At 71.6% G+C, this 13,601-nt stretch carries 13 protein-coding genes and 1 pseudogene; 12 read left to right on the forward strand and 2 right to left on the reverse strand.

Annotated features, from left to right (window positions below; genetic code table 11):
• Positions 1-37 precede the first annotated feature (37 nt).
• From I4Q55_RS29235 to I4Q55_RS29265, 7 genes are all read left to right on the forward strand, one after another.
• A complete protein-coding gene (locus I4Q55_RS29235) occupies positions 38-262 on the forward strand; it encodes a hypothetical protein (protein ID WP_242546947.1) in 225 nt (74 codons plus the stop codon).
• 285 nt (positions 263-547) lie between these two features.
• A complete protein-coding gene (locus I4Q55_RS29240; protein WP_206792061.1) occupies positions 548-1,891 on the forward strand; it encodes a PepSY domain-containing protein in 1,344 nt (447 codons plus the stop codon).
• Positions 1,888-2,499 carry a DUF5134 domain-containing protein gene (locus tag I4Q55_RS29245; protein ID WP_206792062.1) on the forward strand — a complete coding sequence of 204 codons (612 nt, stop codon included), beginning with the start codon at positions 1,888-1,890 and terminating at the stop codon, positions 2,497-2,499. Before I4Q55_RS29240 ends, I4Q55_RS29245 begins: the two co-directional genes overlap by 4 nt.
• Before the next feature lie 70 nt (positions 2,500-2,569).
• A complete protein-coding gene (locus I4Q55_RS29250) occupies positions 2,570-4,480 on the forward strand; it encodes a cytochrome c oxidase assembly protein (protein ID WP_307793338.1) in 1,911 nt (636 codons plus the stop codon).
• 8 nt (positions 4,481-4,488) lie between these two features.
• Positions 4,489-6,732, forward strand: coding sequence for a cation-translocating P-type ATPase (locus I4Q55_RS29255; RefSeq protein WP_206792063.1), 2,244 nt, complete (start codon positions 4,489-4,491; stop codon positions 6,730-6,732).
• Entirely contained in the window at positions 6,732-7,463 is a 732-nt protein-coding gene (locus I4Q55_RS29260; protein ID WP_206792064.1) for a thioredoxin domain-containing protein, read from the forward strand. Before I4Q55_RS29255 ends, I4Q55_RS29260 begins: the two co-directional genes overlap by 1 nt.
• Complete coding sequence (locus I4Q55_RS29265) at positions 7,460-8,014, forward strand: vitamin K epoxide reductase family protein (RefSeq protein ID WP_206792065.1); 555 nt, start codon at positions 7,460-7,462, stop codon at positions 8,012-8,014. Before I4Q55_RS29260 ends, I4Q55_RS29265 begins: the two co-directional genes overlap by 4 nt.
• Position 8,015: 1 nt before the next feature.
• On the opposite strand, the gene I4Q55_RS29270 is transcribed toward I4Q55_RS29265, so the two are convergent.
• Entirely contained in the window at positions 8,016-8,657 is a 642-nt protein-coding gene (locus tag I4Q55_RS29270; protein WP_206792066.1) for a sigma-70 family RNA polymerase sigma factor, read from the reverse strand.
• A gap of 81 nt (positions 8,658-8,738) precedes the next feature.
• On the opposite strand from I4Q55_RS29270, the gene I4Q55_RS29275 reads away from it, so the two are divergent.
• The 3 genes from I4Q55_RS29275 to I4Q55_RS29285 are packed head-to-tail and all read left to right on the forward strand — an operon-like array spanning position 8,739 to position 11,422.
• Positions 8,739-8,945: a heavy-metal-associated domain-containing protein gene (locus tag I4Q55_RS29275; RefSeq protein WP_206792068.1), complete on the forward strand. Its 207-nt coding sequence runs from the start codon at positions 8,739-8,741 to the stop codon at positions 8,943-8,945.
• A 15-nt stretch (positions 8,946-8,960) separates the two neighbouring features.
• Positions 8,961-9,113: a hypothetical protein gene (locus I4Q55_RS29280; protein ID WP_206792070.1), complete on the forward strand. Its 153-nt coding sequence runs from the start codon at positions 8,961-8,963 to the stop codon at positions 9,111-9,113.
• Positions 9,114-9,133: 20 nt separating this feature from the next.
• Positions 9,134-11,422 (forward strand): heavy metal translocating P-type ATPase, encoded by a 2,289-nt coding sequence (locus I4Q55_RS29285; RefSeq protein WP_307793340.1) that lies wholly within the window; start codon positions 9,134-9,136, stop codon positions 11,420-11,422.
• 356 nt (positions 11,423-11,778) lie between these two features.
• Here I4Q55_RS29285 and I4Q55_RS49460 read toward each other — a convergent pair.
• Positions 11,779-11,967 (reverse strand): annotated as a pseudogene (locus I4Q55_RS49460) (hypothetical protein); the annotation flags it as partial.
• Between the two features lie 454 nt (positions 11,968-12,421).
• Between I4Q55_RS49460 and I4Q55_RS29295 the strand changes: the two are divergent.
• Positions 12,422-13,420 (forward strand): sulfite oxidase, encoded by a 999-nt coding sequence (locus I4Q55_RS29295; protein WP_242546992.1) that lies wholly within the window; start codon positions 12,422-12,424, stop codon positions 13,418-13,420.
• Positions 13,417-13,599, forward strand: coding sequence for a hypothetical protein (locus I4Q55_RS29300; protein WP_206792071.1), 183 nt, complete (start codon positions 13,417-13,419; stop codon positions 13,597-13,599). Before I4Q55_RS29295 ends, I4Q55_RS29300 begins: the two co-directional genes overlap by 4 nt.
• Positions 13,600-13,601 lie beyond the last annotated feature (2 nt).

Raw genomic sequence — 13,601 nt, forward strand, 5'->3', positions numbered from 1 at the left:
CCGGACAAGACGATCGAGCGATGAGGAGCTGGTGGTCATGTCCGAGCAAACTGCCGGGATGCGGCACGTCGCGACCTTCTGCGGTCAGTGCAACTGCGGGTGCCCCGAGCTGTTCCTGGCCGACGGGGCGCCGCCGGAGCGTGCGGTGGTGATCACCGACGACTTCGGGCAGCGGATCGAGATGAGCCGCGAGCAGCTCGCGGTGCTCGTCGCCGACGTGAAGTCGGGCGTCCTGGACGCCGTGCTCACCCCGGCGGGCTGAGCGGGCCGGCGGCGGCTCCGGAAGCCTCAGGAGCGGAAAACTCCCAGCGGCGCCGCCGGCCCTGACGCGAGGACCGGTTCGCGGCCCCGGCCGCCACCGGGTGATCCCCGCGCTCCAGTGGTCGGCGGGCCGCGGGACAAAGTTCCCGCGAATCGACCGGAATACGGCCCTTGGCTGAAAACCCTTTCTCGACGGCGGCCGACCCGTGAGCCGGTTCACCCGGATGCCGGGAACCAGCGGCGCTCACAGGGCGACTTCTGCTGGAGGGCGGCTGAGAGGAGCCTGATGACCATCGACCAGCGTGACGAACCGGCAGCGGCCGATTCCGCCGTGGAAGCAGATCAACGCTTCGGGTGGCCGGCGATCCGCCCGCTGTTGCTGCGCCTGCACTTCTACGCCGGCGTCTTCATCGGCCCGTTCCTGCTCGTGGCCGCGATCACCGGGCTCGCCTACGTCTGGGCACCCCAGCTGGAGCGGAGCGTCTACGACCACGAGCTGCACGTGCCGGCGGCGGCCACGACCGTTCCGCTGGACCAGCAGGCCGCGACGGCGAAGGCCCTCGTCCCGGACGGCACCCTGACGGGTGTGCGACCCGGGCCGACGCCGACCGACACGACGCAGGTCATCTTCAACCGGCCCGGCCTGGAACCAAGCTTCCACTGGACGGTGTTCGTCGACCCCCACACCGGCGACGTGCGCGGCCAGCTGGAGACCTACGGGTCCGGGCAGGCGATGCCGGTGCGGAGCTGGATCGACGTCCTGCACCGCAGCTTCCACCTCGGCGATTTCGGCCGCTTGTACAGCGAACTGGCGGCCAGCTGGCTGTGGGTCGTGACGCTGGCCGGTTTGGCGCTCTGGTTCGGCCGGTGGCGCCGCAAGCGCGCCGCGGCTCCCAGCCGGCGCGCCAAACTGCTGACCTGGCACGGCCGGACCGGCCTGGTCCTGGCGATCGGGCTGCTGTTCCTGTCGGCCACCGGCCTGACGTGGTCGCAGTACGCCGGCGACAACATCACCGAACTGCGGGCCCAGCTGGACTGGACCAGCCCGTCGGTGTCGGCGACGGTCCCCGCAGCCTCAGGCGGGAAGGACATCGGCTTCGACGGCGCCCGCGAAGCGACGCTGCGGGCCGGGCTCACCGATCCGGTCGAGGTCCGCCCGCCGGCCGGGCCCGGCAAGGGTTATGTGGTGGCGCAGGTCGGCCGGAGCTGGCCGGTGCAGGCCGATTCGATGGCCGTCGACCCGGCGACCGGGACCATCACCGACACCCTCAGGTTCGCCGACTACAACCTCGCGGCCAAGCTCAGCACGTGGGGGATCGACGCGCACATGGGCTTCCTCTTCGGGATCTGGAACCAGATCGTGCTGACGGTGCTGGCGGTCGCGCTGATCTGCGTGATCGTGTGGGGCTACCGGATGTGGTGGCTGCGCCGGCCGACGCGCGGCGAGGCCAGGGTCGGGCGGCCACCGGCAAGGGGCACTTGGCGGCGGGTACCCGGGAAGGTGCTGGCGCCGACGCTCGTCGTGGTCGCCGTCGTCGGGTACTACCTGCCGCTGTTCGGGTTGTCACTGCTGGGTTTCCTGATCGTGGACGGCCTGCTCGAAGCACGCCGGCGAAAGGTGGCCGCATGATCACGGCAGAGGGTCTGCGGTGGATCCTGACGGCGATGTTCGTCCTCACGGGAGCGTTCTGCGCCTACCGCTGCCTGCGGCAGGGCTCGGCCGCGGAGCGGACCGGGGACGTGTTGCACGTGGTGATGTGCGTGGCCATGGTGGCGATGGTCTGGCCGGCGACGATGAGCGTGGCCCGCTGGCCGCAGATCGTGTTCTTCGCCTTGGCCGCGGTGTGGTTCGTCGGAATTGCGGCCGTGGGTTCGTCCCACGGGGACCACGGCGGCCGGCGCGTGGCGATCTACCACGTGGTGATGATGGCCGCGATGGCGTGGATGGTCTTCGTGATGCCTCGAGCCATGAGCGGTATGACAGGCACAGGCGGCACGATGGAGATGCCGGGGCACGCTGGGATGCCGGTGCCCGTGCCGGGCACCGGGACCACCCCTGCGGACGTCACGTCCGTCGCACTGGTGCTCGTGGTCGTCTTCGTCGTCTCGGGGCTCGTCTTCTTGTCCCGGGCGATCGACGATGCCCGCGCCTCGCGGCCCGCGTTGCGCTCGCTCGGCGGCGGCGCCAACGGCGTCATGGCCTTGGGCATGGGACTGATGTTGCTGACCATGGCTTGACAGTCCTGAATGGACTGTGCGCTGGCTCACAGGCGGGAACCGGGGCCGGGATCCGTCCGACGGCTGAGGGGTGAAGACGTTCCGGCTCCGCGCCGTGATCGTGACGGCGGCGGTGGCCGGGCTCGCCCTGCTGCTGCTCGTCGTCGCCACCGCGGGTGATGTGTACGCGCCCTTGGGCAACGCCGACCCGGGACCGTTGACGACCTACGGGTTCGCGGTGGTGCGGTTCGTCGCCGACGCCGCAGCCGCGGGGTGCTTCGGCGGGCTGGTGTTCGCCGCGTTCATCGCGCCCGGCCGCCGGGGCGGTTCACTGTCGGCCGACGCGTACGCGGCGAGTCGCTTCGCCGCGGGCTGTGCGGTCTGCTGGCTCACTGCCGCGGTGGTCGCGGTGCCGTTCTCGGCGGCGGTGGCCGCGGGCCTGCCGGTCGCCCGGGTGCTGCGGCCCGAGGTGTTCCTGCCCACCCTGAGCGCGACCGAAGAGCCCAAGGCGTGGCTGTGCGTCGCGGTCGCGGCGGCCGTGGCGACGGCACTGGCGTGGTCGGCGATGGCCTGGCGGACGGCCGTCGCGGCGGCCGTCGCCGCCGGTGTGGGGTTGCTGCCGCTGGTCGCGGTCGGGCACGTCTCGGTGGGGGCCGGCCACGACCTGGCGACCAACGCGCTGTTCTGGCACGTGCCGGCCGCGAGCGCGTGGCTCGGGGCGCTGGTCGCACTGCTGGCCCGGCTGCGCCGCGGCCCCGAAGATCTCGTACTGCGCCGCTACCACCGGCTCTCGCTGACCTGCTTCATGGTGACCGCGCTGTCGGGTGCGGTGTCCGGGCTGGTCCTCGTCCGGCCGGACGGCTTGGTCAGCCGGTACGGACTCGTCCTGGTGATCGAGACCGTGCTCGTGCTTGCGGCGGGAATAGGCGTGGCCGCGTGGCGCCGCCGCCGGGCTGGTGTCCGGTTCGTCGTGGCCGAGCTGGTCCTGCTGGCGCTGGGCACCGGCGGATCGGCGGCCCTGACCGCACTGGTCCCGCCCGCCTTCGTGAACCACCCGGCCACCGTGCAGGAGACCGTGCTCGGCTACGGCCTCAACGCTCCGCAGACCCTGGCCCGGCTGGCCGGGGACTGGCGACCGGACCTGCTCTTCGCTCCGCTCGCACTGCTCGCCGCGACGGCGTACCTGCTCGGCGTCCGGCGGCTGCGGTGCCGGGGCGACCACTGGCCGCCGGGCCGGGTCGTGGCCTGGCTCGCGGGCTGGACGATCGTCGTGGTGGTGACGTCCTCGGGACTCGGCGTCTACGCGCCCGGGACGTTCAGCCTGCACATGGTCACGCACATGGCGCTCAACATGTTCGCGCCCGTCCTGCTCGTGCTCGGCGGTCCGGTGACGCTGGCGCTGCGCGTCCTGCCCGCCAGCGGCGACGTCCCCGGCGCCCGCGAATGGATCGCGTCCCTGCTGCACGCCCCGGTCACACGGTTCTTTGCCCACCCCGCCGTGGCCGCGATCCTGTTCGCCGGGTCGTTCTACGCGCTGTACTTCTCGGGCCTGTTCGGCGAAGCGATGCTCTACCACTGGGCGCACCAGCTGATGAAGGTGTACTTCCTGGTGACGGGCTACCTGTTCGCCTGGGTCGTGGTCGGCACGGACCGGACGCCGCGGCCGCTCCCACACCTGGTGCGGCTGGGGATGCTCTTCGCGGTCATGCCGTTCCACGCGTTCTTCGGCGTGATCCTGATGAGCAAGCAGACCGTGCTCGCCTGGACCTACTACCACTACCTTGCCCTGCCCTGGGCCGGAGATCTGCTCGCCGACCAACGCCTCGGCGGCGGAATCGCCTGGGCCGGCGGAGAAATCCCCATGGTCGTCATGGTCGTCGCCCTGCTCGTGCAGTGGGCGCGCGACGACGAGCGGAAGGCCCGCCGGGCCGACCGCCGCGGCGAGGCCGACCTGAACGCCTACAACGCGATGCTCGCGGAACTCGCGGCTCGCCGGAACTGAGGAGAACGATGACCACCGCCACCCCGGTCACCGGGGACGTCCGCACGGTCGACCTGGCCGTGACCGGAATGACCTGCGCGGCCTGCTCGGCGCGCGTCGAACGCACGCTCAACAAGCTCGACGGCGTCCGCGCCTCGGTCAACTACGCGACCGAGCGCGCCACCGTGCAGATCCCGGCCGCGCTCGGCGACGACGTCCTGGTCGAACGCATCCGTAAGGCCGGCTACGGCGCCCACGTCCGCGGCGAGGACGACGAAGACCTCACGCTCAAGCGGGTGCGCGACCTGCGGCGGCGGCTGATCGTCGCCGCCGTGCTGGCCGTGCCGCTGTGCGACCTGTCCATCACCCTCGCCCTGGTGCCGTCGCTGCGGTTCCCCGGCTGGCAGTGGCTCTGCCTCGCCTTGGCCGTGCCGGTGGTGTTCTGGGCCGCGCTGCCGTTCCACCGTGCGACGCTGCGCAACCTGCGCCACCGGTCGTCCAGTATGGACACCCTGGTGTCGCTGGGGGTGCTGGCGTCGTTCTTCTGGTCGGCGTGGGCGACGCTGTTCGGCGGGCACGAGCCGGGCTACTGGGTCGGCTTCGGCCCGACCGCGGCCGGTGCGGACGCGATCTACCTCGACGTCGCCGCCGGGGTGACGACCTTCCTGCTGGCCGGCCGCTACTTCGAAAGCCGGTCCCGGCGCAACGCGGCCGGGTTGCTGGCCGCGTTGGACGCGCTCGCCGTCAAGGACGTGCGTGTCCTGCGTGACGGGGGCGAACTGATGGTGCCCATCGGCGAACTCGCCGTGGGGGACCGGTTCGTCGTCAAGCCGGGCGAGGTGTTCGCAGCCGACGGCGTCGTCGAGAGTGGACAGTCCACTGTGGATGTCAGCGCGGTCACCGGTGAGCCGGTGCCCGCCGAGGTCGGCGCGGGCGACCGGGTGATCGGCGCGTCGCTGAACCGCGAAGGCCGGCTGGTGGTGCGCGCCACCGCGGTCGGCACGCACACCCAGCTGGCCCAGATGACCGCGCTCGCCGAGCAGGCTCAAGCTCGCAAGGCGTCGGTGCAGCGGCTGGTCGACCGGATCTGCGCGGTGTTCGTCCCCGTCGTGCTCGTCCTGGCGCTGCTCACCCTCGCCGGGTGGCTGCTGACCGGGCACCCGGCGAGGGACGCCTTCACCGCCGCCGTGTCGGTGCTGATCATCGCCTGCCCCTGCGCGCTCGGCTTGGCAACGCCGACCGCGCTGATGGCCGGAGTAGGCCGGGGCGCGCAGCTGGGCATCCTGATCAAGGGCCCGGACGCCCTGGAAGCCAGCCGCACGGTCGACACCGTGGTGCTGGACAAGACCGGCACGGTGACCACCGGCCGGATGACCGTCACCGCCTGCCACCCGGCACCCGGCCGATCCCGCGGCGACCTGCTGTGGTTCGCCGGTGCCGCCGAATCCGGCTCCGAACACGCGATCGCCACCGCCGTCGTGACCGCTGCGCGCGCCGAACTGCCCGGCCTGCCGGAGATCCGCGAGTTCACCGCTCTTCCCGGCCTCGGCGCCGAGGCCACCGTGGACGGTCACGTCGTGCTCGTCGGCAGTCCCCGGCTGTTCGCCGAACGCGGCATCGCCATCCCCGACCAGGCCGACGACGTCCAGGCGACCGGCGCAGTACCGGTGCTCGTCGCGGTCGAGGGCCAGGCCGCGGGACTGCTCGAAGTGCGGGACACCGTCAAGCCCTCGGCCGCGGCGGCCGTGGCCGCGCTGCGCGAACACGGCATGCGGACGGTGTTGCTGACCGGTGACCACGAGGTCGCGGCTCGGGCGGTGGCCGCCGAGATCGGGGTCGACGAGGTGCGTGCCGGCGTGCTGCCCGCGGACAAGGCCCGCGTCATCGAGGAGCTGCGGGCGACCGGCGCTCGCGTCGCGATGGTCGGCGACGGCATCAACGACGGCCCGGCACTGGCCACGGCCGACCTCGGCATGGCTATGGCCCGCGGTAGCGACATCGCGCTGCGCTCGGCCGACCTGGTCCTGGTCCGCGACGACCTGCGTGTGGTCCCCGACGCGATCCGGCTCGCCGACCGGACGCTGCGGATCATCCGCGGCAACCTCGCGTGGGCGTTCGGCTACAACATCGCCGCGTTGCCGCTCGCGGCGTTCGGCCTGCTCAACCCCCTGATCGCGGGCGCGGCCATGTCGCTGTCCTCGGTGCTGGTGGTGTCCAACAGCTTGCGGCTGCGTTCGTTCGACGGTTCCGGTGAGAAGGAGAAGCACGACTGATGGCCAGGAAGAACGTGGTGACCTCGAAGAAGGGGATATCGGCCAACGCATGGACGACGATCGCAGTGCTCGTCGTCGCCGTCCTCGTCATCGGCGGCGTGCTGGTGTTCAACCACAGCGGCTCTTCGGCACCGCCGCAGGGCGCCATCGCGGCCGACGTCCTGCGCCACCCCGACAGCAACACGCTCACGACGTCGTCGGACAACGCGGTGACCGTGGTGGAGTTCCTGGACTACCAGCGCCCGGTCTGCGAGGTGTACTACCAGAACGTCACCAAGTCCCTCGAGCACGACTACGCGGGCAAGATCACCTTCGTGACGCGGAACTTCCCGCTCCCGATGCACCCGCTGGCCGTGCCCGCGGCGAAGGCGGCCGAAGCGGCGTCGCTGCAGGGCAAGTACCAGCCGATGTTCGACAAGCTCTACGGCGACTACCCGGCCTGGGCGCTGGCGGTCGATGGGCAGAACGTCAGCGACGACGCCGTTCGCGCCCAGGCGAAGTTCGAGAGCTACGCGACCGAGCTCGGGCTCGACGTGGCCAAGTTCCGCGCCGACCTGGCGTCCCCGGCCGTGCAGCAGCGCATCGACCAGGGCAAGGCCGACGGCGAGAAGGCGGGCGTCACGGGCACCCCGACGATCTTCGTCAACGGCAACCAGTTCAAGCCTGCCGGCCAGACCTACGCCGACATCGCGCAGCAGCTGCGTGGCGAGATCGACAAGGCACTGGCGTGAACCGGGGCCTGGGCTGGCTCTACACGATCGGTGGTGCGCTCGGCCTGGTCGCGGCCGTGACGCTGACGCTGGAGAAGATCGAGCGGCTGAAGGACCCGTCCTATGTCCCCAGCTGCTCGATCAACCCGGTGCTGTCCTGCGGATCGGTGATGGACAGCCCGCAGGCGGCAGCGTTCGGGTTCCCGAACCCGATCATCGGAGTCGCGGCGTTCGCCGTGGTCGTCACGTTCGGGGTCGTGCTGCTGACCGGCTACGCGCCGCCGCGCTGGGTCTGGCTCGGCATGCAGCTCGGGACGACGTTCGGTGTCGTGTTCGTGCACTGGCTGATCGCGGCGAGCCTGTACCGGATCCACGCGCTGTGCCCGTACTGCATGGTCGTCTGGGTCGTGACGATCGCGATCTTCTGGTACACCACGCTGCACAACCTCCGGTCCACCCGGTCCGGCGGCACGCTGCGGAAGTTCCACAGTGGACTCCTGGTGCTGTGGTACGTGGTGATCGTGGCCCTGGTGCTGCAGGAGTTCTGGAGTTACTGGCGCACGCTGCTGTGAATCATCCGGTGGCGGAGCGCCGGACGGTGCTGTCGCGCATCGCCGCGGCGAGGTCGTCGCGGGCCCGGGCGACCCGGGAGCGGATCGTGCCGACCGGGCAGCCGCACACTTCGGCCGCGTCCGCGTAGGACAGGCCGAGGGATTGGGTGAGCACGAACGCGTCCCGGCGGTCCGGTTCCAGCGCGGCGACGAGGTGGTCGAGCACGACGCGTTCTTCGAAGGCGGAATGTTCGGCGGGTTCGGGCCGGCGCGCGTCGGTCTGCCAGTCGGCCAGGGTGGCCGGGCGGGGGCGGGCCTGCAGGGCGCGGATGTGGTCGGCCACCACCCGCCGGGCGATCGACAGCAGCCACGTCCGCGCCGACGACTCCGCCCGGAAGTTGCCGAGGCTCCCCAGAGCCCGGACGTACGTCTCCTGGGTCAGGTCATCGGCGGACTGGGTGTCGCACAGCCCGGCGACGAACCGCCAGACGTGCGGCTGGGTTGCGCGCAGGAATCGCTCGAGCGCGACCCGGTCGCCGCGGCCGGCGAGCCGAGCCCACTGGGTGATGTCGGCATCGTCCGACGAGTGTGGCCTCACACCGGCTAGTACGCGGCTCGAGCCGGGATGGTTCAAAAAGAATTCGGGAGAAATCGCGGGAACCATTCCGCGTCCGGTGCCGACTCCCTTGTCACGGCGAGGCCACCGCCTCGTCACGAGAAGGCCACGGACTGGGAAGGCAAGCCGATGACTCAGAGTGCTTACGTGGTGACGGGAATGACCTGCGGACACTGCGTCGCGTCCGTCAAGGAAGAGGTGGGCGAGCTGCCCGGCGTCCGTGACGTCGAGGTCGACCTGAACTCGGGCCGGGTCCTCGTGACCAGCGAAGGCGTCTTGGCGCCCGAGCAGGTCGAGGGCGCCGTCCAGGTCGCGGGCTACCAGCTCGTCCGATGAACGAGGGAGGCCGTCGTGCCGGCTTCGGCCAAGGTGAGCGGGTTCGTGCTGGTGCTGGGCTTGGTGTTCGGCCTGGCCTGGCTCCTGGGCAGCCTCGTGGGCCCGAGCCCCGCACCACGCCCATCCGGGCCTTCGATGCCCGGCATGCAGATGTCCGGCACGCCGTAACACCCACGCCTGCCGCTCCGGTGGGGCCGCCCGTTACGGCCATTCCGGCAGCTTCGGCCGGCGACGAGATCGAGCTCGCCATCGGCGGCATGACCTGCGGGTCGTGCGCGGCGCGGATCGAGCGCAAGCTCAACCGCCTGGACGGCGTCGAGGCATCGGTCAACTACGCCACCGAGAAGGCCCTGGTCTCGGTGCCGGCGGCGCTGACGGTCGAGGACATCGTCCGGACGATCGAGGCAGCCGGCTACACCGCGCAGCCGCCTGCACCGCCTGAGCCGGAGGCCGCCGAGCCCGCTGCGGCGGCACCGGATTCGCTGCGGCAGCGGCTGCTCGGTTCGGCCGTGCTGGGCGCGCCGGTGATCCTGCTCGCGATGGTGCCCGCGCTGCAGTTCCCGGCGTGGCAGTGGGTTTCGCTGGTGCTGGCCACCCCGGTGGTGGTGTGGGGTGCGTGGCCGCTGCACCGCGCGGCCTGGACGAACCTGCGCCACGCCACCGCGACCATGGACACGCTGGTCTCGATGGGCGTCGCCGCGGCCTACCTCTGGTCGCTCTACGCGCTGTTCTTCGGCGGCGCGGGGGTGATCGGGATGCGTCACGAGTTCGACTTCTCCCTGGCCGCCGACCACGACGTGGACGGCATCTACTTCGAGGTCGCCACCGGCGTCACGCTGTTCATCCTCGCGGGCCGGTTCTTCGAGTCCCGCTCGCGACGGCGGGCCGGCGCTGCCCTGCGCGCCCTGCTGGACCTCGGTGCGAAGTCGGTCTCGGTGCTGCGCGACGGCCGCGAGGAGCGCGTGCCGATCGAGCAACTGCGCGTCGGCGAGAGGTTCGTCGTCCGGCCCGGGGAGAAGATCGCGACCGATGGCGTCGTCGAGGAAGGCGACTCCGCGGTCGACCTCAGCCTGGTGACCGGAGAGGCCGTGCCGGTCGAGGTGACGGCCGGAACACACGTCGTCGGCGCGACGGTCAGCATGAGCGGCCGCCTGGTGGTCCGGGCGACTCGCGTCGGTGCCGAGACGCGGCTTGCTCGCATCGCGGCGATGGTGGAGCGTGCGCAAAGCGGCAAGGCCGATGTGCAGCGGCTCGCCGACCGTGTCTCGGCCGTGTTCGTGCCCATCGTGATGGCGCTTTCGGTGGCGACGCTGGGTTTCTGGCTCATCTCCGGCGCCGGGGCCGGGGCGGCGTTCACCGCCGCGGTTGCGGTGTTGATCATCGCGTGTCCCTGCGCGCTGGGCCTGGCGACCCCGACGGCGCTGCTCGTCGGCACCGGCCGCGGCGCCCAGCTCGGCGTCCTGGTCAAGGGGCCGGAGATGCTGGAGTCGACCCGCCGCGTGGACACCGTCGTGCTCGACAAGACCGGCACCGTGACCACCGGCAAGATGAGCCTGGTCGCCGTCCGGACCGTCGACGGCGTCCCGTCGGACCTGGCGCTGCAGCTGGCGGGCGCGCTGGAGAACGCTTCCGAGCACCCGATCGCCGACGCCGTGGTGTCGGCGGCGCTGCGGCGGTTCGGTGCGGTGGGGGAGGTACGGGAGTTCCGCAACGTCGCCGGGTTCGGTGTGCTGGGCCGGGTCGACGGGCACCGCGTGGTCGTCGGCCGTCCCGAGCTGATGCACCGCCTTTCGGTGCGGTTGCCGTCGTCGTTGCTGGTGGTCAAGCAGAAGGCGGAGCAGGCCGGGCACACCGCGGTGATCCTGGCCTGGGACGGCTTCGCGCACGCTGTGCTCGTGGTGGCGGACACGGTGAAACCGACGTCGGCGTCGGCGATCTTCCAGCTGCGCCGGCTCGGGTTGACCCCGATCCTGCTCACCGGCGACAACGAAGCCGTGGCGCGCGCGATCGCCGCCGAGGCGGGCATCACCGAGGTCATCGCGGACGTCTCGCCGGAGGAGAAGGTCGAGGTGATCACCGACCTCAAGGAACGAGGGCACGTCGTGGCGATGATCGGCGACGGCGTCAACGACGCGGCCGCACTCGCTTCGGCGGACCTCGGCCTGGCGATCGGCACCGGCACCGACGCGGCGATCGAAGCGGGCGACCTGACCCTGGTCCGCGGCGACCTGATGGCTGCGGTGGACGCGATCCGGCTGTCCCGCCGGACGCTGGCGACGATCAAGGCGAACCTGTTCTGGGCGCTGGCGTACAACGTCGCGGCGTTGCCGCTGGCGGCGGCGGGTCTGCTCAACCCGATGATCGCCGGGGCCGCGATGGCGTTGTCGAGCTGCCTGGTCGTTTCGAACAGCCTGCGCCTGACCCGCTTCCAGCCGGCCGGTGACCGGCCCGGCCTGATGGAGGTGAAGGGTTTGTGACCGCGGGACCGCGGTAGGCGGTTGCGGCTTTCGTCAGAACCGCCTACCGCACCTCCGCGGAGCACCGGGCCCGGACGCCTCTGCGTTCGCATCGCGGCCAGGATCGGGGTCTTGCCTCCGGCGGACAGCCGGTCGCTGATCGCGGCCAGTTCGCCGGTGCCGATGCCGGTTCCGGTCAGCAGCTTGGCCGTGCCGACCAGGACGGTGTGGTCGCGCGCGCCGGTCATGATCGCGGCGGCGAGCGGGTGTTCGCTCAGCGACTCGGCGGCGGCGACCAGCGTCAGCAGGATGCCGGCGCGGGCGCCCTTCCCCGTGCCGACCGTGATCGACAGCGGGGTGGCCAGGCCGAGCGCGCAGGGCCAGGCGATGATCAGCACGGCGACCGCGGACACCAGCGCCTGGGTCACCGCGGGCGGCGGGCCGGCCACGAACCGCACCGCGAACGTGGCGACGGAGATCGCCATTACGACCGGCACGAAGTACGCCGAGGCGGCGTCGGCCATCCGCTGGATCGGGGCCTTCGAGGCCTGCGCCGCCCGCACCATGCGGGTGGCGCCGATGACGGTGTCCCCGGCGTGCTTTCGCGCAGCTTTGTACCTGAAGAACAAAGCCGCGCACTACGAAAAATGGTGGCTCGGGCAGGACTGGCTCGTGCAGGTCGTCGATGAAAAGCGGTGTGCGTGGGCCGGCAGGCTCTGGTTCCGCTGTGTGGACGTGCTGGCCGTCCGGGAACGGGGTCCGGAGAATGCCTGCATGACGGGGATGACCGAGGAGACCGCCTACGACCGGGTGCGCCTCGCGCAGTGGCGGGCCGGAGAGGCGCGCATGCCGGGGCTGAGCCGGCGCGGTCTGCTGCGGCTGACGGCAGCCGGTGGTCTCGCGCTGGCCGCCGCCGGGACGGCACCGGGGACGGCGTCGGCCGCGGGGCTGATCGTGAAGCCGCTGCCGCCGGAGCTGTTCGACGTCTACGGCAGCAACGCCGAGACGCGATGGGAAGCCATGCGCGGCCAGGGTTATCTGACGCCGGTCGACCGGTTCTTCGTGCGTGATCACACGTCGACGCCGGTGCTGGACGCCGCCGCGTGGCGGTTGAAGCTGTTCGGTTCCGGGCTGCGCGGCGGGCCGGTCGAGTTCACCTATGAGGATCTGCGCGCACTGCCGTCCGAGACGATCACCGCGTTCATCGAATGTGCGGGCAACGGACGGAGTTTCTTCACCAGCCAGCAGAACCAGACCGTCAGCGGAACGGCGTGGAAGCTCGGCGCGATCGGGGTCGCGCGCTGGCGCGGCGTCCGGTTGGCGACGGTGCTCGCCAGGGCCGGGCTGTCCCGCGCCGCCGTGGACGTGCTCCCGGAGGGGCTCGATGCGGACTACGTGGCGGCGGGGGTGAACCTGGGCAAGGTGCGGCGGCCGCTGCCGGTGGGCAAGGCACTGCAGGACGTCCTGCTGGCGTACGAGATGAACGGGCAGCCGCTGCCGCCCGACCACGGCTTCCCGGTGCGGCTGGTGGTGCCGTCGTGGGCCGGGATTTCCTCGATCAAGTGGCTGGGCCGGATCGAAGTGTCGGCGACGCCGCTGGTGTCGCCGTGGAGCACGCAGTTCTACCGGCTGCTGGGGCCGGACTACCCGGCCGAGGGCGCGCTCGTCACCGAGCAGGTGGTGAAGAGCGCGTTCGAGCTCCCGTGGGGCGCGACGCTGGTGGCCGGGCAGCGGCAGGTGCTGCCCGGCCGGTCCTGGTCGGGGCACGGCCGGATCCGGCGGGTCGAGGTGAGTACGGACGGCGTGACCTGGCGGCCCGCGAAACCGATCGGCCCGGCGCTCGACCGCGGCTGGCTGCAGTGGGAGTTCCTGTGGCGCCCGAGCGCGGCCGGTGCGTACACGTTGCGGGCGCGCGCCACCGACGTCACCGGCGTGAGCCAGCCGGATGTCGCGCCGTACAACACGCAGGGGTACCTGTTCGGCGCGGTCGTCCGGCACCCGGTCACGGTCGCCGGATGAAGCGGGTGGTGCGCGCGCTCGTGCGGGCGCTGACCGGCGTCGGCTGGGTCCTGGTGCTGCCGGCGCCGCCGTTTGAGCCGGGACTGGCCGTGCCGGTGCCGCGGCCCGGGGCCGATGTCCCGCTGGTGCCCCTTTCCCGGGAGGAACGGGAAATCTTCCAGCGGATCGTTTCGGGCTGAGC

It is taken from the genome of Amycolatopsis sp. MtRt-6 (assembly GCF_017308975.1).
In the GTDB taxonomy this organism is placed as follows: Bacteria; Actinomycetota; Actinomycetes; order Mycobacteriales; family Pseudonocardiaceae; genus Amycolatopsis.

Bases quoted from the DNA above. Each gene is read 5' to 3' on its own strand.
- I4Q55_RS29235 (WP_242546947.1), top strand. From the start codon at position 38: ATGTCCGAGCAAACTGCCGGGATGCGGCACGTCGCGACCTTCTGCGGT.
- I4Q55_RS29275 (WP_206792068.1), top strand. From the start codon at position 8,739: ATGACTCAGAGTGCTTACGTGGTGACGGGAATGACCTGCGGACACTGC.
- I4Q55_RS29240 (WP_206792061.1), top strand. From the start codon at position 548: ATGACCATCGACCAGCGTGACGAACCGGCAGCGGCCGATTCCGCCGTG.
- I4Q55_RS29260 (WP_206792064.1), top strand. From the start codon at position 6,732: ATGGCCAGGAAGAACGTGGTGACCTCGAAGAAGGGGATATCGGCCAAC.
- I4Q55_RS29270 (WP_206792066.1), bottom strand. From the start codon at position 8,657: ATGGTTCCCGCGATTTCTCCCGAATTCTTTTTGAACCATCCCGGCTCG.
- I4Q55_RS29295 (WP_242546992.1), top strand. From the start codon at position 12,422: ATGCGCGGCCAGGGTTATCTGACGCCGGTCGACCGGTTCTTCGTGCGT.
- I4Q55_RS29300 (WP_206792071.1), top strand. From the start codon at position 13,417: ATGAAGCGGGTGGTGCGCGCGCTCGTGCGGGCGCTGACCGGCGTCGGC.
- I4Q55_RS29245 (WP_206792062.1), top strand. From the start codon at position 1,888: ATGATCACGGCAGAGGGTCTGCGGTGGATCCTGACGGCGATGTTCGTC.
- I4Q55_RS29255 (WP_206792063.1), top strand. From the start codon at position 4,489: ATGACCACCGCCACCCCGGTCACCGGGGACGTCCGCACGGTCGACCTG.